Genomic DNA, 26,601 nt, shown 5'->3' on the forward strand with positions numbered 1-26,601 from the left:
ATAGACAGAATTGTTATAATATTATTAATATATATCACCACGATGATCATAGGACTTTCCGCAACCGGTTTCTCTTGTTCCCAACATCTTTGCACTCGTTTTTCTCTCCCGGCATCAACCAACATCCGACGCCCATGACGCCCAATTGTATGGAACGATCGATACACGAAACGGAAGCAATGATATCGTTTGGACAAAAAACAAGAAAAAAACTTAAGGAGGGAAAACGAATGGACTTGCGCTTGTCAATCCGATTGGACGCCATTTTGAAAGAAGGATGGGAGATGATTCGGAAACACCGCGACGACATTTTATCCGCTTGGCTGGGCAAATGCCGCGAACTGGAGGACAAGCAGCATGCCGCGGCCCAGCCTTTGCGGCTTGCCGTTGACGTGTTCTCTTCGCAATGGCTTGATCCCATGAATGATATCGATGAATGGCTGGCGTCATTTCGCCGCGAGTGGGAAAAGCGAAACGGCGGGCTGTCACCCAACCAGTCCACCGCCATTTTATCGATGATGGAAAACGCGGTTCACGAAGCCATTCAATCGGATGGTATTGTGGAATTTCGCGTTCATCAAGCCATTCAGTACGTTTTTTCGAAGCTTCATGAGTCCGTCAATGCTTCTGGCTGCCCCGAATTCGATTTGGAGCAGTTTCTTTCGCAAATCGTTTCATCCAAGCAGCTGCCGATCGCCTGGATCGCCCAGCTGGCAAGAACAGCGGACGGTGGATTCATCGTCGCCAAATGGCATGGAAGCGCGGCCGATGTGCTCACAGAAGGCGCGATGTATGGAGAGACGATTTTCGCTTTATGTGAACGCATTCTTTCCCGCATGGACGCGGGCGGAATGCGATTGATTCCGCTCCCATGGGGGAGCGATCTTTTGCTCGTTTGCGCAGAAGGGGAAGAACAACTCGTCATCCCGTTTCTTCTTCACGCTCTCGAACAGTCTCATGCCGCCCAGAAGGCCGTCATTCGCACAAAAGAGCAACATCTTTGGAAAGACGCCGTCTTGTTGTTTGACCAATGGATTATGCGGGCCAAATCGCTGAACGAAGCGATCGAGTACATTTCAACCGGATTTGTCGCTTACTTGCCGTTTGAACGATGTGCCCTGTTCGCCTATTCAAGCACTCATGAAAGCGGATTCGGATTGTACGGTTATCAACTGAACAATCATGACATCAAAAGCATTCACGAACACATCGACAGCCTTCCGTTCATTAAGCAATACATCCAGCGGCTGCAGCTGCTCGGCCGCCAGATGACGAACGTGCCGCCCATTTATGTCCGCCATGCCGCGCAAGGATTGCCGATGAAATACGTCAAGCAGTTTCAACTGGAATCGATTGTCATCGCTCCCATTTACGCGCCGTCGGAAAATCGGCTTATCGGCGCCGCCATTTTGGATTGCGGTCCGAAGACGTCCTTTCAATTGTCCAATGATCTTTACACGGCGGTGATGAAATTCGGACAAAGCGCGGGGGAGATTTTGGCCAAATGCAGCGGAGGGCGTTCCGATCTTGTTCAGCCGACGCCGCATTTATCGCCGCGGGAAATCGAAGTGCTGAAGCTCGTCGCCGAAGGGGCGTCAACGTACGAGGCGGCAAAGCGTCTCCATTTGAGCGAATACACGGTGCGCGATTATGTGTCTGCCATTTTGCAAAAAATGAACGCCAAAAACAGGACTGAAGCCATTGTCAAAGCGATTCGCGACGGAATCATTTAACATCTTTCCGAAAGAAGTCTCCCGCTTTGAAACGAAGTGAAAGTGGGAGATGAATGTCGGTTGGCGTTAGCCAACGAATAGGATAGAATATGGCTAGAACGGACACCTTCGGAACGACGGGAAGCGTAAAGGGTTCTTGTGTGTGGCTTTCCGTTCGGCGAACACACACAAGTCGCTTGAAGCCCCCATCTCTAAGCGAAGCGTAGGTGGTGGGTAGTTCACCGTAGCGTCGGCATGCGCGCTTCTTGCTGAAATCGGTCCACACCAACAGGGCAAGGAGCCAAACGCCTTGCCCTCTTGTTTTCTATAAGGTTGGTGAAAAAACCACCATTGCGCGAACTTGTCGCTTTCAAGTGAAAAAAGCGTTGTAGAGTTTCGCAGTTCAAGAAGAGCATTTCTTTTCTATCATTACCAACCTTCTATGTCTTTACCGTTTCCCTTCCTCATCTGCTCCCGGCGAAGGAAGCGGGGGCTGAGAACGTCCGTCCGCGCTGTTCGCTTCGGCAGCCGGTTTGGACTTCCACCATTCAACTACTGCATTCAGCCGCTGTTCAAGCTCGTTCGCCGTTTTGCGCCAAACTGCTCCGTCCGTTTCCAGCTTGTCAAGCTGTTGTTTGACGCGATCAAGCGACGAGCGCAAAGCCGAAAGAAGATTCATCGCTTTTGATTGTTCTCCAAGCTTCAACGTTTCTGTTGCATACGAAACTGCGTTCTTCCATAGAGCGTCTTGTTCCTTCCATTTCTCGATATCTTGGCGGATGGCGGCCGTTTGTTGATCGATCATTTCGTTCCACTCCTGCAGTCGAACCTTGATTTCTTCATATTGCGCTCTTTCTTCGCTTCCAGCTGTTTGTCCGCCCGCCATGGCCCGTTCAAGCTGTTGGAGAGAAGCCGAAACAGCGTTCAGCTTTTCTGCGAGCGTCCCCCATTCATCCGTTCTCGCCTTGACACGCTTCTCCAACGCTGGGACGTTTGCTTGCAGCGTCTCAACCATACGGGCGGCGCTGTTATCGCCTTGCTTTTGTTCATCCAGCTGCCAGATGAGCCGTTCCGCTTCTTGCGCGAGATCTGTTTGTTCGAGTGCGCTTTGCTCCGCTTGCGCTAGAGTTGCACCAGAAAATGAGGCCGACAGCGACATGCCGGGGATGGAGAGACGGGAGGCCGTCATCTTCGTCGCCACCAACGTGACGTCTCTCAAGCACTGCTTAATGGGAAACCCATCCAAGCAAAGGCCCCCGAACTTCAATTTCGTCACATCGAGCTTCATCCAAGTGGCGCTCGCTGTTCCTTCCGAGCGAATCGACAGCACGATGGTTCCTTGCGGCGTGTCGATGGCCCGTTCCATTGACAATCCGCTGATGTCTGCTTGGATGAACGCAATCGGAAGCTTGCCGACGATCACTTTCGGCGAACCAAGGATAATGCCCCCTAAATCGAGGATGCCGATGACTTTATCAGCATGAATGACAAATCCTTGTTCCTCCCCTGCAGCGAGTGAACGCGAACCGCCAAGCGGCAAGCAGAGGAGAAGCAGCAACGCAAGAAACGACATTTTGAGCCATTTGATGGATTTCATTGGGTTCCTCCTTTATCCTGTCATCGTTGGCGAATGCGGCGGGATCGGAGAGGCGGGGGGAGAAGAATCACTGCTTGTTTTTTCTTCCTGTTTCCCGCTCCATCCGACCACAAGCGCACCTCCTAAAAGCCCGATCACCCCTCCGATGATCAGACCTCCTGCTGCACCGACGAAAGACAGAATGGAAGCAAGAATAAGAAAGCTGCCGATGGTGACATGGCTTTGCGGTTTGATCATGCTTAAAATGGACAAAACGATCATCACCAGCCCCGTGACCAGCCCAGCCCACATCAGCCCGCTTCCAGGAAGCAGCAACATCGGAAACACGCTAATGCCAACGATCAAGACGAATATCGCGCCAATCATCCCGAGCACCGATCCTAACACAGGACGATAGCGGTTTTTAGCAAGCAAAAGCCCGACGGCGCACGGCAGCATCCAACCTAAGGCATACGACAACAGCGGCCCGACAAAGCGGGCTGCATCGTGAACAGACCAAAGGCCATAATGGAACATCGAAGCGGCGGCGATAAGCAGCAACCCTCCAACCAGCAGCGCTCCCCCCGCCCGGCGGGCAGCCGACCGCGCTTGCCGCCATGTCTCGGTCTTTCTCTTTTGCCAGCCGATGCAAATCATATATCCAAGCAACACGAAGGCAAGAACGATGGAGGACTGAACGGCCATCGGAATCGATCGCGCCCATGTTTGCCACGGCGCCGCCCTCTCAGCGACAAACAGGGCGTTTAAAGCGAAAAACGTCACGAGGGATCCACCAAAAAACAGCCAGACGTAATGAAAACGCGTGCGGATATAACGGCCTTGTTCTTCCTGGCGCACGATGAGGCGAGAGGCAACAAAAGCAGCCAGCGCGCTGCTCGCCGCCCCTCCCACCGCTGCCCCAACAACCCCGATCGACAGCCATTGACTCCCGCCAACAAGCATGCCGGGCAAAAAAGCCGCCGCTCCATATTTCGCTCGCATCAAAGCAGTTGGGCGTTCGAGAAGCGGCCAAACGGCCGCCGCGAGAACAGCGGCCAGCGCCAGTCCACCCCACAGCGCTCCTTCAATCCCTCCTTGGAGCACGATTCCGCCGATAAACGCGCCCGTCAGCGCCCCTATGACCGCAATTTGCCCAATCTCGAACATCTTTCCCATGGTCTTGCCTCCCTTTACCCGTTTTCATCTTCTCTCTCGGCAAGTGACAGCAGCGGACAAGCTGAACACTCCGCCGTCCCTCTTTCCGTCACCCCTTTGATCCACAGTTGATGCAACTTTCGACACAAGGAACAAGATCACAGATCATCCAATTCATTTTGGGAGGAATAGGAGATGAACCGCTCTCATTCAAATGATGATCAGACCGGATTAAAAGTCGCCGACACGGCTTCCGTCCTTCATGTTGGCGATCACTTTCAACTTCATGTTCGGAATCGTGATCGACCCAGCCGACATGTAATGCGTGTTCAAGCTCGGTTTGTCAAGAGTCAAGCTCGGCGCGCTCAAATCGATAACATTGAGCGGGTTGTCGGTTTTATGCTCTTGCGTCTCCAAGCCGGCAAATGACGTGCTGTCCGCTTGAATGCCGGTGACGCGCAATTTTAAATTTTGCCCGCTCACATTGCCGCCGGTAACGACAACATCGATGCTTTTAATGCCGTAAGCGCCGAGAGCCGATTCGGTGTTGATGTTTTTCGTCAGCACCAAATTGGTGATGTTCGCCGACGCCAAGTCGACGGCGGCCTGTCCCCAAGCCCCTCTTTGTTCGGTTTCACCGATGGCGGGATACAGTTTAAACCCGGTTCCCGTAATTTTATCAGCGCTGATCGTAAATCCCCCAACTCCTGAAAGCGGAAACGCCGCAAACGCCGTCCCTGACAGAAGCAACATGGCAACCAAAGCGATGACGGCGAGAAATCCCGTCCCACCCGCAATGGCAAATCGTTTTGGATTGACCGCAAACAAGCTCCCCATTTTTTCATGCCCCCTTTGTGTTCCTTCATCCGACAAGCTTTGATTCATCCCTATTCCCCCCAAAATAAATACCTTGCTCCCCTTGAAGGCAGCAGCGGTCTTGCCCACATGCCGCACAAACCGGCTGCGCCCTCCCTCGCACCTATTTCGCGCCCAAGCTGGAAAAATACTGGATGAGACGCTTTCTCCCCTGTTTTTTTAGAAGATTGGTGAAAAGCCGCGTTTTCTTCAAAAAGATGGGTCCCCGAATGCACGAAAGAGCTGTTGACCAAGCTGCTCCTTGCTGGTGCATTTTCTCCAAATCACCGACCTTTTCTAGATGCGGGCGGGGGGGGGCCACCCGCCCGTCCGCTCATGACTCAGCAGCCGTTTTTTCGAGCTCCTCAACGACGTCGACGCGCTTCGTGCGGCTGATTTGCTTTTTGCGGAGGTTGAACTGTTTCACCACATATCGATTCAACAAATCATAGTCGATCTCGAGCGCATATGTGCGGGCGAGCTGCTGCTGGCGCTTTCCGAGCTCGGTCAAATAGGCGACATAGCCGATGACATGCGGCCATAATTCATCCATATACTGGATAAACAACTCGTAATACCGCTCATTTTCATTGACGAGCCGCTGGATCGTATAAAGGCCGAATTGGATATGGCGGCCTTCATCCATGTTCAAGTAATCGATCCCTTGCAAAAGGCCAGGGAACAGCCCGGCTTGTTTATAAATTTGTCGGAACGTGTAATAGCCTGATTCGGCAAGCGTCCCTTCGACGATCATGTTGTAGACGGTGGCGGCGCGGATGACCGCTTCCGGCGAGTCGTCGGTGTACAGACGGTTCATCGCTTCCGGCAGCGCTTCATAAAAGATGCGTTTGTAATCATCGTTATGGAAGACGGACAAATCCATTTGCCCGATGCCGACGGCTTGCTGCCAGCGGGAGAACATCTCGACATGTTTCGCTTCATCATGCATAAACGTCGTCAAAAACAAGACATCCTCCAGACGCCCTTGGCGCGCGAGGGCGTGGGCCATCGGCAAAATGTCGAGCGTCACCGCCTCTTCGCCGGCCGAGAAACCGGCAACAAGCGGCAGCGCGGAAATTTTTTCTTCGCTCGTCAAGCTGGCAAAATCCTTCTGATCTTGGCTGAAGTCGATGTCGGCTGGGTTCCATTTGCCGTTCCGCTTCGCTTTTTCATACAACTTATACATCGGATGCTCCCAGTCAATCGTTGCTTTCACAGTTTGAAAGCCGTCATGATGGACCATCATTATTCCCTCCTTATATCGTTCAGCTTTGATGAAATCGATCCGTCCGAATGTCCTTCGAAAGTAAAAACGTTCCGACAAGGTTTTCCCCTGCTGTTAAAACAACGTCATCGGCCGGCCATTGAGGTCGCAAATGACTGTTTTCGTCTCGAGATAGGCGTCGAGCGCCTGCATGCCAAGCTCTCTCCCGAGGCCGCTTTGCTTGTACCCGCCAAACGGCGCAGTCGGCGACAGCACTTGGTACGTGTTGATCCACACGGTTCCACTTTTCACCCGCCGCGCTAAGCGGAGCGCCCGTTTGATGTCATTCGTCCAAACCGCCGCCGCCAAGCCGTACATCGTATCGTTGGCAATGGAGGCGGCTTCCTCTTCATCTTGAAACGGAATGACAGCGGCGACCGGCCCGAAAATTTCTTCACGGGCGATGCACATCGATGGCGATACATCGGCAAAGACGGTCGGTTCAATGAAATAGCCGCCGCCAAGCCCATCTAAAGCGCTCCCTCCCGCAACGAGCTTCGCCCCTTCCTGCTTGCCGATGTCAATGTAGCGCAATACTTTCTCGTATTGCTCCCGGCTGATGACGGGGCCAAGGTCGCTGCGCGCATCCACGCCAGGCCCGACTTTCAGCTTTTTCGCTTTGCTGGCCAACAGCTCGACAAACGTTTCGTAAACCGGCCGTTCGACTAAAATGCGGCTTCCCGCTTGGCACACTTGCCCGGAGTTGTAGAACACGCCAAACAGCGCGCTTTTCGCCGCCTGTTCCAAGTCGGCGTCGGCAAAGATGATGTTCGGCGACTTGCCGCCGAGCTCGAGCGTCACCCGTTTGATGTGCGGCGCGGCCGCTTGCAAAATATGGCGGCCGGTCGCCGTCTCGCCGGTAAACGCGATTTTCGGCACGCCAGGGTGGCTGACGAGCGCTTTTCCGGCCTCATCGAGTCCAGGCAGGACGTTGATGACGCCTTCCGGCACGCCGGCCTCATGGCAAATCTCAGCAAGCTTCAACGCCGTCAGCGGCGTTTCCGGCGCCGGTTTTAACACCATCGTACAGCCCGCCGCCAGCGCTGGGGCGATTTTCCACGTCGGCATCAAAAGCGGAAAGTTCCACGGGGTGATGAGCCCAGCCACCCCGATCGGCTCCTTCATCGTCCACGCCATATAATCCGGCGCCGAGCCGGCGACGGAAAACGGCAGCACCTCCCCTTGCGGCTTGACGACGAGCGAGGCGAAAAAGTCGAAGCAGTCGGCGGCAAGCGGAATTTCAACAAACAACGCTAGATTGATCGGCATGCCGTTTTCCCGCGTCATGAGTTGCGCCAGTTCGTAGTAGTGCTGGCGGATCAGTTCGGCGATGCGCCGCAAGATGCGCCCGCGTTCAAGGGGGGGAATCGACAGCCAACGCCGGTCCGAAAACGCCTCTTCGGCGATGGCGACCGCTGCGTCGACATCTTTTTCCCCGGCGTTGGCCACACGTGCCGTCACTTGGCCTGTCGCCGGGTCGATGACGTCAAACATCGCGCCATCCGCCGCCGGCCGCCATTCTCCTCCAATCCATAAACCAGCTTCTGTTGTTTTCATAGAAATCATCGTCGTTTCTCCTTTCCCAACCGCTATATCGGGCGCAAAGCCGATGGAGACAGCGCGTTTTCAAGTGCTTACAGCGCCCCCTGGCGACATCCCGCCATGCATTCCCAAGCTCGCCTGCTATAGCAACAAGTCGCTCCGTCCGATTTCCTGCAAATATTCGCGGTACGCCGGGTAAATGGCGTCAAGCTGCGGCAATACTTTCAAGGCGTTCACAAGCGGCCCTTGCACTTTGATTTGCTGGCGGGCGAGCGCCTGCTGCAAATCGAGCTTCCCGAGCCAAAATTTATGCCCGACATCCGCCGTCTGCTCAAAAATGAGCTCCGGGCGCAGCGCTGTTTCGCCGCAGACAATTTTCAATTTCCCGTTTTCCTGCGCCCATGTAATTTTCGCTTCCGGCTTATGGAAAATGTATTGGACAAACGCGTCATATCCGGGCCCGAGCTCCGTCGCCGCAATCAATTCTTTTGACTCTTCCGTTTCGGCCACGCGTTCAAAAAAGCGGCCAAGAACGTCGTATACTTCCTGCTCGCTTTGAAACACCGGCATGTCAATCCCCCTCTCGTCTCGATCGTTCCACGTTTTTTTCGATCCCCTTGTTTGCCCGTCCAAACACCGGCCTTCCCGTTTTCGTCCAAGGGCGGATGGAACGCCCTCTTTCCGACCGCCCAACAGCTTCTCTTGTTTGTTCACCCAAACGCACGCGGGGCGGCTTGTCGTCTCATTCTTCAAAGCGAATGATGCCGCGAATGTTTTGCCCGCTCTTTAAGGCGGCGAATCCGTCGTTGATTTGGTCGAGCGAATAGACGGCGCTGATGAGCGGTTCGAGCTTCAGCTTGCCCGCCGCGTACAAATCAAGCAGCTTCGGGTAGTCAACCGGCGGATTGCCTTGGCCAAGCCACGAACCGGTCAACGTTTTGGATTGGGACGGCAGCGAAAAGGCGTTGATCTCCACCGTTTCATGCGGCGCGGCGATGCCGACGATGACCGTCGTTCCCGCTTTTCGCGTCATGTTGTATGCGTCGGCCATCGTCTCCGGGCGGCCGATCGCTTCAAACGCATAGTCGACGCCGATGCCGTCGGTCAAGTCGAGCACGGCGCTGACGGCATCGTCCTCGCGGGCGTTGACGGTGTGCGTCGCCCCGAACGTTTTCGTCATCGCCAATTTTTCATCGACGACATCAATGGCTATAATTTGTTTCGCCCCCGCTAACGCGGCTCCTTGAATGATATTGAATCCGACGCCGCCGGCGCCGATCACCGCGACCGTGCTGCCCGGGCTCACCTTGGCCGTGTGAATGGCGGCGCCGACGCCGGTGATGACGCTGCAGCCGATCAAGGCGGCCACTTCAAACGGCACGTCGCGGCGAATCGGAATGACGGCCTGCTCAGGCACAACGGTATATTCACTGAACGCGCCGGTTGTTAAAAACTGATACACTGGCTTCCCTTGCCAAGAAAAGCGCGTCGTCCCGTCGGGCATGGTCCCGGTCGCCGTCAGCCTTGCCGCCTCCTCGCACAAATCTCGCCGCCCCATTTGGCAGTAGCAGCAGCGGCCGCAAGCCGGCACCCAATTTAAGACGACGTGGTCGCCGCGTTTCACGCTCGTCACGCCCTCCCCGACCTCTTCGACGATGCCCGCCCCTTCATGACCAAGCACGATCGGCAGCGGCAGCGGGAGCGTTCCGTCGATGACGTGCCAATCGCTATGGCATAGGCCGGCTGCTTTCAGTTTCACTTTCACTTCCCCGCGCTTCGGGGCTGCCACTTCCACTTCCTCGATGAAAAGCGGCTCCCCGTAGCGGTGCAATACTGCGGCTTTTGCCATGTCGTTCCCTCCTTTTCCATCCGCCCATTACACCCGCTTGCCGGCCATATCCGCCTCCTCTTCACGGATGCCGCGGCCCCGCAATGCATCCAAATAGGCGTCCCATTCCTGCTTGAGCGTTTCTTTCAGCTTGAAAAGGCCGATGACGAGCGGCCGGGTCGAATGGTCTTGCAAAAACACATCGCGGATGACATCCTCAAACTCTTCCTTTTTCCCCGGCAGGCCGTGGTCTTTCCCATACAGCAAATGCTTATCGAGCAACCGCCGGATCGTCGGGCTTCCCGGCCCGCCGCTTTGCCGGTAAAACGCTTCGATGCGCTTTGACATCGTCAGCTCTTCTTGTTCCTCGCGCATGTTCCTTCCTCCCTCTTTAAAATCGCGGCCGCTGTTTGCGCGTCCGGAACAGCCGCCAGCCAAGGAAAACGACCAAGATGACAGAAACGGCCAACCCGATGTTGGCGATCGTCGTTTTCTCCATGCCGAGAAACGTTCCGCCCGGGATGCTGGCGACAATAAACCCGGTGGCCATAATGATGGCAAACGCGATGAGGGAAAGCGCCAAACGGTTGGCGATTTGGTTGAGCGTATTGCGCGTCACCGGGTCGGTTTGGACTTGCACGGTCATGCGCCATTTGTTTTCGGCCATCGTCTCCAACACTTTGTTGAACCGGCGCGGGAAGGTGGCGATCATTTCCGCCGTTTCCGCGACAAGACTCGCGTTGGCGCGAAAATTAAAGCGCTTTCCGAGGATGCTTTTTAAAATTGGAATTTCATACGCCTCCACGATTTCGCCGTACGAAATTTCCGGGCAAATCCAGCGCGCCGTCCCTTCGGTGGCGGAAAATCCTTTCGCCCAAAGCGCCAAGCCGTTCGGGACTTTGCAGTAGTTGCGGAGCCCGATCGCCGTCGCTTCAAGGACGAGGCGGCCGTAGTTGTAGCGGCTGCTCCCTTGATGGGCGGACACATAGTTTAACGTCAACGTCCGCAGTTCATCTTTCAATTTGACAACATCGGTGTAAATGGTGGGCGACATCAGTTCCATAAACACTTCGGCGGCGTCTTCCGCCTGGTTGAGCTGGATGTGCAAAATGACACGCATCAAAATTTGCGCCATCACGCTGTCCATCCGCCCGGTCATCCCCCAGTCGATGATGACCGCCTTTTTCGTCCGCTTGTCAATCATAATGTTGGAACCGTGGGCATCCGCATGATAATGGCCGTCGAGCATCGTCTGCACGTAATGGTGGACGAGGTCAATCATAATGTTGACCCGCTCTTCGAAGGTGAGAAAATCGACAGGGAAGTCTTTAATGAGCCAGCCGTCAATGTATTCCATGATCAAGACGCTTTTCGTCGCTTCATACACGTGCGGAACCGTGACATGTTCAGCCCTCCTTTCGTACTTTTGCTTCATTTCTTGCATTTTTCTTGCTTCTTCCGTCATGTCGAGCTCATCCATGGCGCTGCTGTAATAATCTTGCACGAGCCCCCCAAGATCGAGGGCGGCCTGCAGCTCGGGCGGCAGCCGCTTTTGCAGGCGGGCGGCCATTTTTTTAATGATGGCGATATCGGTTTGAAACAGTTTTTCGACCGTCGGGCGCACGACTTTGACCGCGACAACCGGCCCGTCTTTGAGTTTCGCTTTGTACACTTGAGCGAGCGACGCCGAGCCGAGCGGCTCCTCCTCAATCCATTCAAACGTCTCCAAGCCGTCAGGCAGCTCCCGCTCCAAAATGTATTCGATTTTGGCAAACTCAATGGGCGGCACCCGGTCAAGCAATTTCTCCAGCTCAAGCGTAATCGGCTCTGGCAATAAGTCTTGCCTTGTGACAAGCACCTGCCCGAGCTTGATGAACGTCGGGCCGAGCTCCTCAAACGCCAGGCGCAGCCTTCGGCCGATATGGTGCAAATATTGTTTGTCTCCCTCGTTCCCTCGCAGCTTGCGGGCAATGGCGTCGCCAAGCACCATGCCAAGCCCGTTTTTGACAAGCACAGCGATGATTTTCCGCCGCCGTTTTCCCGCCGTAATGGCAGCCAGCTCCTCTTCAATGGCAGCGCCAATGGCCGCAAAGTCGCGCGCTGGTTTTGGCTTGGCCGTTTCGAGTGATGCGTGCAACCCGCTTTCCTCCTTTCTGCTTACAGCCGCTCGATGATCGTGGCTGTCGCCATGCCAAAGCCGATGCACATCACTTGCAATCCGTATTTCCCGTCCATGTCCTCAAGCTCATGGAGCAGCGTTGTCATCAGCCGGGCGCCGCTCGCGCCGAGCGGGTGTCCGAGGGCGATCGCCCCGCCGCGCGGATTGACTTTTGCCATATCCGGCTCGAGCTCCCGCTCCCATGCTTTGACGACCGAAGCGAACGCTTCATTGATTTCGATGACATCGATTTGCTCAAGGCGCAGTCCCGTTTTTTCGAGCACGCGGCGCGTGGCCGGGATGACGCCCGTGAGCATCAGAATCGGATCTTCGCCGACGACCGCGCGGGCGACGATGCGGGCTCTCGGCCGCAAACCGAGCTGCCGGGCTTTTTCTGCCGACATGAGCAGCACACCGGCCGCTCCATCACTGACTTGGCTGGAATTCCCAGCGGTGATGACGCCGCCTTTCGGCTGGAATGACGGCGTTAACGCTGCTAACTTTTCGAGCGAGGTGTCGCGCCGAATCCCTTCGTCGCGGGTGAAGGACACCGTCCCCTCCTCGCCCGGCACGTCAAGCGGAATGATTTCCCGCTCAAACATCCCGCGGTCGGTTGCCGCCGCCGCTTTTTCATGGCTTTGCAAGGAAAACGCATCAAGCTCTTCCCGCGACAATCCCCATTTTTTCGCGATCATCTCCGCAGAAATCCCTTGCGGCACGATGTTGTACCGACTTGTCAGCTGGCGGCTGAACCGCCCCATGTCGCTTCCCATCGGAACGCGCGTCATGCTTTCGACCCCGGCGGCGATGGCGATGTCGATGTCGCCGGCCAAAATCGCCTGCGCCGCGCTATGAATCGCCTGTTGGCTCGAGCCGCACATCCGGTTTAAGGAAAACGCCGGCACTCCGACTGGAAAGCCGGCGGCGAGCACCGCTTGGCGGGCGATGTTGCCCCCTTGCTCTCCGGTCATCGTCACACAGCCGACGATGACATCTTCCACCAGGCCGGCATCCAGCCCATTTCGGTCGACAAGCGCCCGCAGCACCGGAACAAGCAAATCGACCGGATGGACGCTTGAGAGCGCCCCTTTTTTCTTGCCGATCGCCGTGCGCACGGCGTCAACAATCACCACTTCCCTCATGCCGCTCCTCCTTTTCTGTCTGAACATCGAACTTCCTTCAGCACGCCCCGAAGCGCGGCGTCCGTTTCGTCAAAACGTAAACAATTCGATGCCGCCTGAAACATTCAACCCAATCCCCGTAATGTACTTCGCTTTATCGGAACAAAGGAACACGATGGCATTGGCGACGTCTTCCGGCTCGCCCGGACGGCGGAACGCGGTGCGCTGGATCATGCGCTCATTCATTTTCGGGTTGCCCATGCGGAACGCTTCCGTGTTGATAATGCCCGGCACGATGGCGTTGACGGTGATGCCGTAGCGCGCCCCTTCAAGCGCCATGCTTTTCGTAAAGCTCAGCACCGCTCCTTTCGTCGCCGAATAGCTCGCCTGGCCGAAGCCGCCAAGCGTCCCGGCGACAGACGACATGTTGATGATCCGCCCCCATCCTTGCTCTTTCATATACGGCCATACCGCTTTTGTACAGTTGTACGTGCCGGTCAGGTTCACCCGCAAATCGCGCTCCCAAAACTCATCGTTTTGCTTTTCGATTTGCGAAACGTGGTCGAGCGTGCCGGCGTTGTTGACCAAAATATCAATGGAACCAAACTCTTCTTTGACGCGGGCAAACACTTCTTTCACTTGCTCACGGTCGGTGACGTCCATTTTGAGAGCCAGCGCCCGCCGCCCCATGGCGCGAATGTCTTCCGCTGTCTTTTCGGCGTACACCACTTTTGTACTCTGCATCACTTGTGAGAGCGGTCCATATTTTTGCGCCGTCTGTTTGCTTTCTTCATCCGATTCGAGCAAAATATCGGTAATGACGACATCCGCTCCCGCTTCGGCAAGCGCCAAGGCATCCGCGCGCCCGAGGCCGCGTGAGGCGCCGGTGACGACCGCCACTTTTCCTTTCAGCAGTTCCGCCCATGACGACATCGGTGATCCCTCCGTTTAACGTAAAAATTGCGGTTGTTTCTTTTGGAAAAACGCCGCCAGCCCAATCGCCGGCTCTCCTGTCTTAAACGTTGCCGCAAATGATGCCGCTTCGATGCCAAATCCATCCTCTGGAAGCCCCTCGGCCGCATAGATGGCCCGCTTGGCAAGCCCCATCGCCCGTACGGCCCCTTCTGACAGTTGCTCGGCAAACGCCGCCGCCTCTTCTTCCAACCGCTCCGGGGGCGTGATGCGATGAATGAGGCCGAGTTCGAGCGCTTCTTGCGGTTCAAGCCGTCTGGCGAGAAAAATGAGTTCCGTCGCTTTCGCCCGCCCGACGAGGCGCGTCAGCCGCTGCGTGCCACCCGCGCCAGGGATCAGGCCGAGCGAGACTTCCGTCAAGCCGATTTTGCCGCCGCCCATGATGCGGAAATCGCAAGCCAACGCCAATTCGCAGCCGCCACCGAGCGCGTAGCCGTTGATGGCCGCGATGACCGGCTTCGGCATCGTCGCGAATCGGTCGAAGCAGCGCTGCATGCGGGCGCTTTGTTCGGCGATGCCCGCTTCATTGCCGGCAAACTGGGTTCCTCGCTGAATCATATCCTTTAAATCAGCGCCGGCGAGAAACGTTTTCGGATGGGCCGACGCGATGACGACAACGCGCACCCCGCGGTCGGCTTCCAATTCATCGGCTGCTTTCTCCAATTCTTCCATTAACCGCTCGCTAATGGCGTTCGCCGGCGGGTTGTCGATCATCACCCAAGCGACTCCTTTGTTTCGCCGCTCGATGCGCAGCGTTTCGTAAGGCATCGGAATTCCCCCTTTCGTTCGATCGAACCGGCAACTTCATAAATGATCATCGCTCTCCACCGCGAGCGGAGATGTTTGGGTCGCCGCCTCGCTCTTCTATACGTGCACCCCGTATGGCGCATACAACCGCCTTGCGGTGACAAGGCGTTGGATTTGTTGCGTGCCTTCGAAAATATCGAACACTTTCACATCGCGGTACAATTTCTCGACCAAATGTCCGTCAAGGCCGACGGGCCCGAGCAGTTCAAGGCACATAGCGCATACATGAAGCGCCATTTTCCCGGCCACTGCCTTGCAGATAGCCGCTTCCATCGCATTCGGCTCGCCAATGTCGGCTTTCCACGCCGCTTCCCACGTCAACAGGCGAGCAACGTCAATCTCTTGCTCCGCCTCGGCAAGCAGGGCGGCTGCTTCATAGTACAACCGTCCTTGTTTCGGGTACTCGCTGCGAACGATGTCAAGCGTATATTCATAGGCGGCGCGGGCGATGCCGACGGCCATGGCCGCGACGATCGGCCTCGTGCTGTCAAACGTTTTCATCGCCACTTGGAAGCCGGACGGGCGATTTTCGTTTGCGCTGTACAGCTCTTCACCGCCAAGCAAATTTTCATCAGGAACAAAGCAGTCTTCAAACAAGAGCTCCGCCGTTTCATTGGCGCGCAAACCCATCTTATGGACGGTGCGGGTCGCGACAAATCCCGGCGTCCCTTTTTCGACGACAAACGCCCGGTGCCCGGCGCGGCCCAACTTCGGATCAACCGTGGCGAACACGACGACCCAAGAAGCGCGGGCGCCGTTGGTGATGAAAATTTTTTGCCCGTTTAAGAGATAGCCGCCGTCCACTTTTTTCGCCGTCGTGCGGATGCCGGACGCGTCCGAGCCGGCTTCCGGTTCCGTCAAGGCGTAAGCTCCCCAGCGCGGCTCCTCCTTCGTGAAAATGGACAAAAACCGCTGCTTTTGCTCGGGCGTGCCGCTCGATTGAATCGGCGGACCGCCTAAGCCAGGGCCGGGAAGGGAAAGGGCGATGCCTGGGCATCCCCACGCGAGCTCCTCAGCGGCGATGACGGCCACGCGGTTGCCTTCGCGCTCTTTTTTCTCCTTTTTCTTTTCCGAATCAGCCGAAGCACGCCCTCCGCCAAACGAAGACGCATTCAGCTGGATGCCCATTTTGTTGACTTTTTGCAGCCATTCGTCCGGCACCCGCCCGAGCCGGTCGGCCTCCAGCGCGATCGGGCGCACTTCATGTTTAGCAAACCAATGGACGAGTTCTTTGATTTGTTTTTGCTGCGGTGAGAATTCAAAGGAAATCATGGCGCCACCCTCTCTTTCCGTTTGCCCAGCAGCTGTTCGCCGCGGCGGATGAGCCAATCCGTTTCCCGGCCGTACAGCATCACTTGCGCCTGGGCGTCGCGCATCCATTTTTCAGCCGGGTATTCTTGCACGTACCCGTGCCCGCCGAGCATTTGCACGGCCTGATCGGTGACATAGCGCAGGGAACGATGAGCTCGCGACAACGCGCTCCAGGCGTAGCCGCCCGCCTGTTCATCCCCTTGGTCAACCGCAGCGGCCGCTTGCCATACAAGCAGTTTCGCCCCGCGGCATTCGAACGCCATTTCGGCGATCGTAAATGACACCCCTTGGAACTTGGCGATCTCCTGTCCGAACGCCTTTCTTCCCGCAGTGTATTCAATGGTGTAATCAAGCGCCGCCTCCATCAAGCCGACTTCCTTCGCCGCTTCGATGACTTGGTTTCGGGCGCGCATGCGGTTGAGCAATGCATCCGCTTCCGGGCCGCGGGCCACGAGTTGTTCCGGACCGGCGTACACTTCTGCGAATCGAAGGCGAGCGATGCCGGCAGCCAGCAGCCCAAGCCTGATGTCTCCTTCTTCGATCTCCCATACTCGCTCATCAAAGGCGAGCAATACCGTTTCCTCTTCTTCGTCCCTAGCGGCGATGACCGCCCAGTCGGCTTTCGACGCCAAGCGGACTGGAGACGACACCCCGTCCACAATATATCCGCTGCCGCGCCGGCGCACGCGAATCGCTTCCTTCAGCGGTTCTTTTTGTTCCGCTTCGTCGATCCAGGCGACAGTCGGCCATCCGCCTTTCGCCATCTCCCGGTACCGGTGCCACACGCGGTGCTCGGGAGACAGACGAAAGAGGGAAGACGCCTCCCCGGCCCCCGGAAGCCCTTGAATGACGCCTAAATCGCCATAGCTGAGCGCTTGCCAGATGATCGATTGCGACAGAAGCGGCAGTTCCAAGCCTCCCCACGATTCCGGAAGCTCGAGCGTTGACAAGCCGAGCTCATCCACCCGTTCGCTCACATCAACTGAAACCGTTCGATGTTTTTCACACTCTCTTGCGACCGGCCGAATTTTCTCAACGGCTAGGCTGCGGGCAACTTGAAAAAACGCCTGTTCTTCTTTCGACGGTTGAAAGGATATCACCTTGCCCCTCTCCTTTTCCATTACGATTGAACAGCGGGAATGAACTCGCTCGCCCATTCGCGCAGCTTCTTTTTGTCGATTTTGCCGATCATCGTTTTCGGCAAATAGCCGACCTTTTTCAAAAAGCGCGGGGTTTTGTATTTCGCCAACCGCTTTTGGCAAAACTCGATCAGCTCCGCTTCCGTCACTTGGGCCCCGCGCCGAACGACGACATACGCGGCGACTTCTTCGCCCATTTTCGGTGAAGGGACGCCGACGACGCCGGCTTCCAGCACGTCCGGATGGGACATCAGCAGCTCCTCGATATCGCGCGGGTAAATATTGAATCCACCGCGAATGATGACATCTTTTTTCCGATCGACGATAAACACATACCCGTCCTCATCGATGCGCGCCATATCGCCGGTATACAACCAGCCGTCGCGCAGCGCCTGGCGGGTCTCCTCGTCTTTTCCATAGTAGCCTTGAAAAACGTTTGGACCCGACACAATCAGTTCTCCGACTTCGTTTGGCGGCAGGGGATTTCCGTATTCATCGACGACCGCCACCCGAACCCCGGGAAGCGGCAAGCCGACTGATCCAAGCTTGATCGGTTTCGTCGGATCCGTCGCCGTCACAATCGGCGCCGCCTCGGACAGACCGTATCCCTCCAAAATAAGACAGTTGAACTTGCGCTGAAACTGCTCAGCAAGTTCGGGCGGCAGCGCCGCAGAACCGGATATGCAAGCCACCAAGCTGGAAGTGTCGTACCGGTCGGCCTCGGCATAATGGCATAAAGCATGAAACATCGCCGGCACCATCGCCGTATGCGTCACCCGATGCCGCTCGATCGCTTCGAGCGCTTTTTTCGGCTCAAAATACGGCAAAAGGACGACTTGATCCCCCAAAAGGAGCGCGACGTTCATCATCGTAAATCCGAACGCATGGGAGATGGGCAATACCCCAAGGCCGACGCGTGCAAATTCGGTCGGCAGCCGCTTCGCCATCTCAGCGGCCGCTTCCGCATTCGTGGACAAATTGCGGTGCGTCAACACAACCCCTTTCGGCTGGCCGGTCGTTCCCGACGTGTAAAGCAAAGCCGCAGGATCGTTTTCATTGACTTCCGACGTCGTCAGGCTGGCAGGAGCTTGTTCCATTCTCGTTCGCAAAGAGTGAGGAGAATCCGGAGCGTCCAGCGTGACGATCATCGGAGGCGCCGGCAAGCCATTGGCGGCCTCTTTCGCTTTCGCCCACAGCATTTCCGCCGTCAGCACCACTTTCGGTTGGCAGTCTTTAAAAATGTAATGGAGCTCCTGCGTCTGCAACAGCGGCAACACCGGCACGACAACCGCTCCTGCTTTCAAGACGCCGCTAAAGGCGATGATGACTTCCGGGCTGTTCGGCATCGTTACAACAACGCGGTCGCCCGGCTTGACCCCAAGTTCAATCAATGCATGAGCCAGCTGAGACGAACGGGTATCGCATTCAATGTTCGTATATTCTTTTCCTTCGAATACCAGCAACGGATACGGTCCATATTCCTCTATGTTTCGTTTCCAAATATCCGTCAAACGCATCGTCCGCTTCTCCCCTATCGGTTTGTCAGAGGACAGCCGATTTGTCGACCGCCCTCTTTTCCTCCGTTAAGCCTGCTTTGCACTGTTGTATGCGGCGAGCACTTCTTGAAGGCGAAGCGCCAGCCCCATATCTCCGTCAATGCGAAGCCGCCCGCTCATAAACGCCTCCGTTCCGTTCAATTCCCCTTCCGCCATTTTTTTAAAATCTTCACTGTCCATGCTTAACGTGCAATCAGAAGGCTCTTGCTCCCCTTCAATGACAAATCCTGCATCCGGCCGGAGCACGACTTGGTAGACGCCGGCTTCATCGCCGCTCAAATTGAATTGATACACGGCGACAATTCCTTCCGCTCGTGAAATGTCTTCTTTCAATTGTTGATCGATCATCTGAAACACTTCTTTCACACTGGGCATATCAGTACCTCCTTAATATTTTGAACTATCAGAAATTTTTTGGCCCACTTTTACTATAAACCGCTTTCAATCATTCATCCATCCCGATGATGCTCGGATTTTTCCTTTTGCTTTTGCGTTTTCACCCGACATTTGTCCGGCCATGAAAGCGGGCTACAAAAAATTTCCATCAAACCAAACATCTAAATGACGTTTGGGGCATCACCTTCCTGTCAGCGCCGAGCTCACAAGGCATGAAGAAGTCCATCCTCACCGATCAGCTCCAAATAGCGCCGATAAAGCGGAAACGCCGGCACGATGCGCGGCAGAAGCTGCAGCGCCTTCGCTTTCGATCCTTTTGCCTTCATTTTTCCGGTCATGAGCGCCAATGGAACGTTGATGTTGCCGCCCCAAAATTGGTGGGCGATATCGCCGGTCGTCTTGATGGCAACATCAGGCGCATCGATTGCCTGCCCGAAATAAATGGCGTAGTTTTCACCGGTTTCCGGCCGCCTCGCATCGATGCTGATGACCGCCTCCGGATCGGTCAAATAAAAGACGAACGCGGCGCGGGAACGGCGGATTTGTTCTCCAATCCGATTGATTTGCTCCACCTCGTTGCCGTATTCCTGATACGCTGGATGCTGTCCCCACCAGCTGCGCAGCTCCATTTCCGTCCTTGGGCGCGACGGAATTTGCATAAACTCGCCGATCACCCGATACACATGAGCATCATCACGAAACAATGCCATATCCGTTCACTCCCTTCAACCGAGTATGCACTCTCATTTTGGCGTGAAACAACGCCGCCGGCAATTCCGATGATTGCCGGGGAGACGAAAAACGCAAGACATCTCCGTCCGGAGTTGTTGAAACAAGAATCAAGCGCACCAAAGCGGCAAAACAAAAAAATGGCTGCCCCGTTTGTTTGAGGCAGCTGTTTTGGCCAAAATGGCTGCAACGATTCTTTTTAGGACAATCTTCAGCGCATCATTAATGGTGTAAACTCTCTTTTTGTTAACGCATGCTCGTTTTTTTATCGACAAAGAAAAAAGCAACCTCCTCCCACATTCGTAATCGAATATGAAAAAGGTTGCTTTAGCATGTTTTTGCTAGTTACAAATTACGTTTTTGTTTGTAAATCTCGTCAACCCCTACAAATTCGCCAGCCGCATGACGTCGCGGGCGATCATGACCTCTTCATTCGTCGGGATGACGAGCACTTTGACCGGCGAGTGCGGATAGCTGATGAACGCTTCTTTGCCGCGCACTTTGTTTAGGATGGGATCCCAGTACACCCCCATGAACTCGAGGCCGCGCAACACTTTCGCCCGCACGACTTCGCTGTTTTCGCCGATGCCGGCGGTGAAGATGATGGCATCGACCCCGCACATGCGCGCCGCATATGAGCCGATGTACTTATGAATGCGGTTCGCAAACACTTCAAGTGCCAGTTCCGCGCGCTCATTTCCTTCGGCGGCCGCTTTTTCCAAGTCGCGCAAATCGCTCGAGATGCCGGATATGCCGAGCATGCCGCTCTTTTTGTTCAGCACTTCAATCACTTCATCCGCAGTCATTCCCGTTTTTTCCATAATGTACGGGATGAGCGCCGGGTCGATGTTGCCGGAGCGCGTTCCCATCGCCACGCCGGCTAATGGCGTAAAGCCCATGGACGTGTCGATCGACTTGCCGCCCTCAACCGCCGCGATGCTCGCCCCGTTGCCTAAATGGCACGAGATGAGGCGCAGCTGTTCGATCGGCCGGCCGAGAAGCTCCGCCGCCCGCTGGGTGACGTATTTGTGCGACGTGCCGTGGAATCCGTACTTGCGGATGCCGAATTTCGTGTAATACTCATATGGCAAGCTGTATAAAAACGACTGTTCCGGCATCGACTGGTGGAACGCCGTGTCAAACACCGCCACGGCCGGCACGTCCGGCAGCACTTCCTGAAACGCCCGAATGCCGACGAGGTTGGCCGGGTTATGGAGCGGGGCGAGCTCGGACACTTCTTCAATTTGCTTGATGACGTCCTCGGTGATGAGCACCGAATCACTGAACTTCTCCCCGCCGTGGACGACGCGGTGCCCGATGCCGTCAATTTCGTCAAACGAACGGATAATGCCGTAGCGAATGAGCTTATCAAGCAGCATTTTAACGGCCGCGGCATGATCCGGAATCGCCGTCACTTCTTGATGTTTTTCACCGTTTACGACAATGGTGAAAATCGCGTCGTCAAAGCCAATCCGTTCGACGACCCCTTTGGTCAACACCGTTTCTGCCGGCATCTCAAACAGCTGGAATTTCAACGAGGAACTTCCCGCATTAATGGCTAGCACTTTCGCCATCGAAAACACAGCTCCTTTTTTGCCAAAATCCGCTCGCGCTTACCGTTAGTGTGCGCGATTGGGCGCTGTTTCACTATGCCTTTTTCATTGTATGCCTCCCGTTTTCGCGTTTCAAGCGCGGCTTTGTTTCGCAACCGGTTGCAAGAAAAAGTTTTTATGTTGTGAAAAATGAAAACGGAGCTGACCGAAAAGGTCGGTGAAAAACAGCGATTCTTCGATGAAGAAAAGAGCAACATTTATCATCTTGAGCCGAGAAGACCCCCACTTCCACGCGTGAGCGCAAGGGGAGGAAGATGCAACCTCTCGTTTTGTGAAGGGGCTTGACGGCCTATACGGTGATCAAAAAGGGCGTCCCGTTGCGTTTGGGACACCCTTTCGTCAACATTCTTTTTCCTCGGTGATCCAGGCGTCGATTTTCGCCATCATCGCCTGCATCGCCGATTTGTTGGAAAACCGCGGCAGCTCGACAAGCAGCACGTGTTTTGGCTTTTTGACGTTCGGCCCTTTCTTTTGCAAAATCAACACGCTTTTTGCCGCCTGATCGTTTTTAAACATCGACAGCGGCAGCTGCAAGACTCCTTGGACAATGGCCGCCTCTTTTAAAAATTCGTTCAGCTGCCCCGCCTGCGGGCTCGAGAACAACATATTCGGGATGAGGAAAAACAAGTAGCCGCCCTCTTTCGTATAGCGCAAGCTTTGCTCGATGAACAAATGATGGGCATACGACCGGCCTTCCTTCGCTTTTAAGGCGAAGCGGGCGGCATTGTCGTCATCCGGGTAATAGCCGACCGGCAGATCGCAGACGACGACGTCAACCGGCTCAACAAACAGCGGCCTTAGGCTGTCTTGGTTAAACAGCTGCACCGGATGCTTTTGCAAGTTCGCGTTGACGTACGCCAATTTGACAAGCAGATCATCGACATCGCTGCCGTAGCTGTTGGCCTGTTTTCCTCGAAGGCCGTTTAACACCGCCGTCAATAAATTCGCCGTGCCGACGGCCGGGTCGAGGATCTTAAGCGCCAAATGCGAGCGCGTAAACTCGCGGACCAAATACGCCAAAAACAAACTGACCGCATCCGGAGTCATTTGGTGGTGCGGCTGGACATGCTTGCGCATCCCTTTTAACACCGCAAGCTGAAACGCCTTGCGGATTTCTTCGTTTTGAAACCGTTCCAGCATCAGTTCGCGATACTGCTTTTTCAGCCGTTTCGCGTTCAGCTCGCTCACTTCGCTTTGCAGCACGTCGCCGTGGAACAAATTCTCCCCCGTCTCCGCGACGGCTTCTAAATACGTGCATTGCAATTCTTCTTGCAAAAGTTGGGCCGTTTCATCGAATACCGTGAACAACCGTTCGACTGGCGTCATCATCTGTACGTCCCCACCTTTCTGCCAACGTCCCTTCTGTATATTGTACGACCGTCCGCCTCGCGCCGCAAGAAAAGCGCCGATAGGAACGAAAAGGCCCCGAACGGGTCGGGGCCTTTTCATTATTTCGCCGCTTTCGCCGCTTCAATCGCCGCTTCGTAGTTCGGATGGTTCGTCACTTCCGGCACGTATTCGACATACGTCACTGTGTCATTGCTGTCGATGACAAACACGGCGCGGGCAAGCAGGCGCAGTTCTTTGATCAAGACGCCGTATGCTTGTCCGAACGAAACATCGCGATGGTCGGACAACACTTGAACGTTCTCAATGCCGGCGGCGCCGCACCACCGCTTTTGCGCAAACGGCAAATCGACGCTGATCGTCAACACTTTCACATTGTCGAGCTTTGCCGCTTCCTCGTTAAACCGGCGCGTTTGCGCGTCGCAAACTCCGGTGTCGAGCGACGGAACGACGCTGATCAGGCGGACGTGCCCTTTCGTATCCGCGAGCGTCACTTCCTGCAAGTTTTGATCAAGCACGGTGAAATCCGGCGCTTTGTCGCCGACTTTCACTTCGTTGCCGACAAGCGTCACCGGCTGCCCTTTAAACGTCACATAGGCCATGGGTTCTCTCCCCCTTTAGAAAAAATATGTACTACTTCCATACTAAAACGCGGAACGGAATTTTTCAACGATTTTGTCCGTTCATGACAGCAGACAAACAAAAGGCCGGACGCCAACGGTCCGGCTAAATGTCAAAGTCGTCTGCTTTTTGGCCTGCGGCGCCGTCTTTCTTGTTTTTCTTCAGCATCGCCTGAATCTTCTCAAACGCCTGCGGCGCGACATCGAGAATTTTTTCGTATAAGTGCGTGCTTTCATCCAAATGGAGCAGCTTCACCCCGGATGAGTTGACGACGAGAAACGCAATCGGCGTAATCGAGACGCCGCCGCCGCTGCCGCCGCCAAACGGATGTCCGTTCCCTTGGGCCTGCCCGTTCCCGTCGGCTTGCGCCCCTTGGTGGCCATTTTGTTGACCGTCAAGCATAAACTCGCTGCCGCCGGCGGCAAAGCCAAACCCGACTTTCGAAACGGTCAAAATGACACTGCCGTCAGGCGTCTCCACCGGGTCGCCGATAATCGTATTGACGTCGATCATTTGTTTTAAGTTTTCCATCGCTGTTGTCATCAGCCCTTGAATCGGATGGTTCGTCATCGTCATTCCTCCTAGTAGCCTTCATTTGCCTGCTTGGCCGCCAATGGGTTTCGCTTTGGCAGCCGCCGTCCGCGCCAATGTTTGACCACTCGCAATCCTGCTACCATAGCATGCCCGATTCGAAACTGAATCATACATAAAAACACCGTTTCCGAAGCGGCCCGATCGTAGGCCGGAACGATGGCGACAGCCGGAGTTGTTTTCATGTTCATATAGCGGCTCGCCGCGCCGATGATCATGTATTTCAGCGACCAGCCAAGCCCCACGAGCAAGCCGGTTGACGCGGCGTCGCCGGTGCCGATTCTCGTTTTCCACTCCCATTTCGTAATCGTCACGTGGCGATAAAATTGTTTCATAATTTCATGCAAGTCGACGACTTGCTCGAGAAACCGTTTCAGCTGTCGAAACAGGTCAGCGATTTTTTTTAGGGTCAATTTCCCTTTCTTTTCCTCCTTCCCGCGCGTTCCCTCCACTCCTTTTTTCTGGAGAAACGCCACTCCCGGCGCATTCGGATCCATGTCCAGCTTGATGAGCGGAATGCGGACAGTATAGCGGAGGAGGCCAAACAGCGTGCGCACCACGATTTTGCATTCATCGTCGTCTTTCACATGGCGAAACACGACCGTCACCGATACTTTCATCCAGGCGACGAGAAGAAGCAAAAGAACAACCGTTGCGATGACCGCGATGACTGCTTTCAATGTCCGCCCTCCCTTTCATCATACATTGTCGCCATCTGGAAAAAAAATAAACCTGCCGTTTCGGCAGGCGGACATTGGTTGACGTTCTGTTCTTGATGCAGGCGAATTGTTACTCGCGGACGACGATCGTATCCGCGAACTGGTCATGCATCCCTTTTTTCTTTTCGGAAAACGCAACAAACAAAAAACCGATGAACAGCAATTTTTTCGCGATGAATTTGCCGACGACTTCGCGAAACAACACGGTCAGCCAGGTGAGCGGCTCGCCGCGCTCATCGACCACTTTTAAGCCGAACACCATTTTGCCAAGCGTCTGCCCAAACGCTTTCGTCATCAACACGAAATAGGCGTAAAAGACGACGGCGGCCGCGACCGCCGCTGGCGCGAACAAACCGTCCTGCGCAAGCGGCCAATCGAACAGGCGAAAAAGCGGCCAAACGATGAGCCGGTTGAGGCTTGAGACAACAATGACATCAAGGCAATACGCCCAAAAACGAAGCCAAAAGCCGCCGTAGCAGAGGGGGCGCTCTGCCGGCGGGAGATGATCCGCCAGCGTCGCCGTTATTTGCATGTCCGTCATGTTTCCACTCCTTTATTCGGCGTATAAATACATAAGCCGCGGCGAGGATGGGCGCGACAACAGGCGGATGAGCCCGGCCGCCTCGCTGTCCGGCTTCATCCGGTTCGACACCATCTCAAAGAGAGAGCTCCACGGCGCATCGTTCACGTATTTTACGACTTGAGCGCCGGTTAAATGATGCTCTTTTTTGAGCGCAGCGATCGCGTCATCCAAGTAGCCGAACTCGTCGACAAGGCGGAGCGCCTTCGCCTGTCGCCCGTCATAAATGCGGCCGTCCGCCAGCTTGCGCACCGTGTCTTCCGGCAGCTTTCTCCCTTTGGCTACCACATCAACAAACGCATCATACGAATCATTGATCAGCCGCTGCAAAATCTCCCGTTCCGCTTCGGTCATTTTGCGCGCCGGATTCATGATGTCTTTGTACGGCCCGCTTTTGATCGTGACAAGCTCCACGCCGTACTTCTTTGCCAGCCCTTCATAGTTGACGCTTTGCATGATGACGCCAATGGAGCCGGTGATCGTCTCCGGGCTGGCGAAAATTTTATCGCCGGCCGCAGCGATATAGTAACCGCCCGAGGCGGCCATGGCCCCCATCGATACGTAAATCGGCTTGTTCGTCTTCTTTTTCAGCTTCATCAGCTGATCGTAAATTTCCGCGCTTTCCGCGACACCGCCGCCCGGCGAATTGATGCGCAAGATGATCGCTTTGACGTCTTGATCCTCTTTCGCCTGTTTGATCATTTGCAAAAACGTTTGGTGGTTGTACTGTGATGAGGAAAGAAGCGACTCCGCTTCCCCCGCATCTTGAATAACTCCGTTCACTTCCAACACAGCGATTTTTTTCAACGGGTCGCCCTCGGCGATGACTTCTTCGCTAAATGGCGACTCCATGAGCGCCAGCCAGCTTTCCGACCAGCCGCCGGCCTTGTCGGACAAAAGAACGCCAACCGCTTGAACAAGCACCGAGATCACAAACAAGGCGGCGGCGATGGCCAACGCGGTCCATCGTTTTCGATTCATCGTCTTCCCCCCTGCATCGGCTGCCCAT

Annotated in this window: 25 protein-coding genes; 1 reads left to right on the forward strand and 24 read right to left on the reverse strand. The window is 55.3% G+C overall.

Going from position 1 to position 26,601, the window contains the following annotated elements:
- The first annotated feature begins 230 nt into the window (after nt 1–230).
- Nucleotides 231–1,733: a response regulator transcription factor gene (locus DI44_RS03265; RefSeq protein ID WP_033006571.1), complete on the forward strand. Its 1,503-nt coding sequence runs from the start codon at nt 231–233 to the stop codon at nt 1,731–1,733.
- Between the two features lie 427 nt (nt 1,734–2,160).
- Here DI44_RS03265 and DI44_RS03260 read toward each other — a convergent pair whose 3' ends face one another.
- The 24 genes from DI44_RS03260 to sppA all read right to left on the reverse strand — a co-directional run bounded on the left by DI44_RS03260 (nt 2,161) and on the right by sppA (nt 26,573).
- On the reverse strand, nt 2,161–3,309 hold the full coding sequence (locus DI44_RS03260; protein ID WP_033025978.1) for a hypothetical protein: 1,149 nt from the start codon (nt 3,307–3,309) through the stop codon (nt 2,161–2,163).
- 12 nt (nt 3,310–3,321) lie between these two features.
- A complete protein-coding gene (locus DI44_RS03255; protein WP_015375611.1) occupies nt 3,322–4,464 on the reverse strand; it encodes a DUF6114 domain-containing protein in 1,143 nt (380 codons plus the stop codon).
- Between the two features lie 210 nt (nt 4,465–4,674).
- Nucleotides 4,675–5,328: a DUF6230 family protein gene (locus tag DI44_RS03250; RefSeq protein WP_223810849.1), complete on the reverse strand. Its 654-nt coding sequence runs from the start codon at nt 5,326–5,328 to the stop codon at nt 4,675–4,677.
- Between the two features lie 304 nt (nt 5,329–5,632).
- On the reverse strand, nt 5,633–6,541 hold the full coding sequence (locus DI44_RS03245) for a R2-like ligand-binding oxidase (protein WP_033025979.1): 909 nt from the start codon (nt 6,539–6,541) through the stop codon (nt 5,633–5,635).
- Between the two features lie 96 nt (nt 6,542–6,637).
- A complete protein-coding gene (locus DI44_RS03240) occupies nt 6,638–8,128 on the reverse strand; it encodes an aldehyde dehydrogenase family protein (RefSeq protein WP_033025980.1) in 1,491 nt (496 codons plus the stop codon).
- A gap of 117 nt (nt 8,129–8,245) precedes the next feature.
- Entirely contained in the window at nt 8,246–8,674 is a 429-nt protein-coding gene (locus DI44_RS03235; RefSeq protein ID WP_015375615.1) for a hypothetical protein, read from the reverse strand.
- Between the two features lie 172 nt (nt 8,675–8,846).
- On the reverse strand, nt 8,847–9,953 hold the full coding sequence (locus tag DI44_RS03230) for a Zn-dependent alcohol dehydrogenase (RefSeq protein WP_033025981.1): 1,107 nt from the start codon (nt 9,951–9,953) through the stop codon (nt 8,847–8,849).
- A 27-nt stretch (nt 9,954–9,980) separates the two neighbouring features.
- Nucleotides 9,981–10,307, reverse strand: coding sequence for a hypothetical protein (locus DI44_RS03225; protein WP_015375617.1), 327 nt, complete (start codon nt 10,305–10,307; stop codon nt 9,981–9,983).
- 16 nt (nt 10,308–10,323) lie between these two features.
- Nucleotides 10,324–12,069: an AarF/UbiB family protein gene (locus DI44_RS03220; RefSeq protein ID WP_033025982.1), complete on the reverse strand. Its 1,746-nt coding sequence runs from the start codon at nt 12,067–12,069 to the stop codon at nt 10,324–10,326.
- Between the two features lie 20 nt (nt 12,070–12,089).
- Entirely contained in the window at nt 12,090–13,232 is a 1,143-nt protein-coding gene (locus DI44_RS03215; RefSeq protein WP_023633825.1) for a thiolase family protein, read from the reverse strand.
- Nucleotides 13,233–13,301: 69 nt separating this feature from the next.
- Nucleotides 13,302–14,144: a 3-oxoacyl-ACP reductase family protein gene (locus DI44_RS03210; protein ID WP_011232252.1), complete on the reverse strand. Its 843-nt coding sequence runs from the start codon at nt 14,142–14,144 to the stop codon at nt 13,302–13,304.
- A gap of 15 nt (nt 14,145–14,159) precedes the next feature.
- Entirely contained in the window at nt 14,160–14,951 is a 792-nt protein-coding gene (locus tag DI44_RS03205; protein ID WP_015375620.1) for an enoyl-CoA hydratase/isomerase family protein, read from the reverse strand.
- Nucleotides 14,952–15,047: 96 nt separating this feature from the next.
- Entirely contained in the window at nt 15,048–16,262 is a 1,215-nt protein-coding gene (locus DI44_RS03200; RefSeq protein WP_015375621.1) for an acyl-CoA dehydrogenase family protein, read from the reverse strand.
- Complete coding sequence (locus DI44_RS03195; protein ID WP_033025983.1) at nt 16,259–17,401, reverse strand: acyl-CoA dehydrogenase family protein; 1,143 nt, start codon at nt 17,399–17,401, stop codon at nt 16,259–16,261. Before DI44_RS03195 ends, DI44_RS03200 begins: the two co-directional genes overlap by 4 nt.
- A gap of 20 nt (nt 17,402–17,421) precedes the next feature.
- The gene (locus DI44_RS03190) at nt 17,422–18,957 is read right to left on the reverse strand and encodes a long-chain fatty acid--CoA ligase (RefSeq protein WP_015375623.1); all 1,536 of its coding nucleotides are present in this window, start codon (nt 18,955–18,957) and stop codon (nt 17,422–17,424) included.
- A gap of 66 nt (nt 18,958–19,023) precedes the next feature.
- Nucleotides 19,024–19,371, reverse strand: a complete 348-nt coding sequence (locus DI44_RS03185; protein ID WP_015375624.1) for an SCP2 sterol-binding domain-containing protein — start codon at nt 19,369–19,371, stop codon at nt 19,024–19,026.
- Nucleotides 19,372–19,595: 224 nt separating this feature from the next.
- Nucleotides 19,596–20,102 carry a hypothetical protein gene (locus tag DI44_RS03180; protein ID WP_015375625.1) on the reverse strand — a complete coding sequence of 169 codons (507 nt, stop codon included), beginning with the start codon at nt 20,100–20,102 and terminating at the stop codon, nt 19,596–19,598.
- Nucleotides 20,103–20,504: 402 nt separating this feature from the next.
- Nucleotides 20,505–21,695 carry an acetate kinase gene (locus DI44_RS03170; RefSeq protein WP_033025985.1) on the reverse strand — a complete coding sequence of 397 codons (1,191 nt, stop codon included), beginning with the start codon at nt 21,693–21,695 and terminating at the stop codon, nt 20,505–20,507.
- Nucleotides 21,696–22,073: 378 nt separating this feature from the next.
- On the reverse strand, nt 22,074–23,063 hold the full coding sequence (locus DI44_RS03165) for a class I SAM-dependent methyltransferase (RefSeq protein ID WP_014196551.1): 990 nt from the start codon (nt 23,061–23,063) through the stop codon (nt 22,074–22,076).
- Nucleotides 23,064–23,182: 119 nt separating this feature from the next.
- Nucleotides 23,183–23,683, reverse strand: a complete 501-nt coding sequence (tpx, locus tag DI44_RS03160) for a thiol peroxidase (RefSeq protein ID WP_011232261.1) — start codon at nt 23,681–23,683, stop codon at nt 23,183–23,185.
- A 124-nt stretch (nt 23,684–23,807) separates the two neighbouring features.
- Nucleotides 23,808–24,272 carry a GerW family sporulation protein gene (gene ytfJ, locus DI44_RS03155; protein ID WP_013144472.1) on the reverse strand — a complete coding sequence of 155 codons (465 nt, stop codon included), beginning with the start codon at nt 24,270–24,272 and terminating at the stop codon, nt 23,808–23,810.
- Between the two features lie 11 nt (nt 24,273–24,283).
- The gene (locus DI44_RS03150; protein ID WP_014196552.1) at nt 24,284–24,973 is read right to left on the reverse strand and encodes a DUF2953 domain-containing protein; all 690 of its coding nucleotides are present in this window, start codon (nt 24,971–24,973) and stop codon (nt 24,284–24,286) included.
- Nucleotides 24,974–25,082: 109 nt separating this feature from the next.
- On the reverse strand, nt 25,083–25,553 hold the full coding sequence (locus DI44_RS03145) for an RDD family protein (protein ID WP_013524344.1): 471 nt from the start codon (nt 25,551–25,553) through the stop codon (nt 25,083–25,085).
- Nucleotides 25,554–25,565: 12 nt separating this feature from the next.
- The gene (gene sppA / locus DI44_RS03140) at nt 25,566–26,573 is read right to left on the reverse strand and encodes a signal peptide peptidase SppA (protein ID WP_014196553.1); all 1,008 of its coding nucleotides are present in this window, start codon (nt 26,571–26,573) and stop codon (nt 25,566–25,568) included.
- Nucleotides 26,574–26,601 lie beyond the last annotated feature (28 nt).

This window comes from Geobacillus sp. CAMR5420 (assembly GCF_000691465.1).
Taxonomy (GTDB): Bacteria; Bacillota; Bacilli; order Bacillales; family Anoxybacillaceae; genus Geobacillus; species Geobacillus thermoleovorans.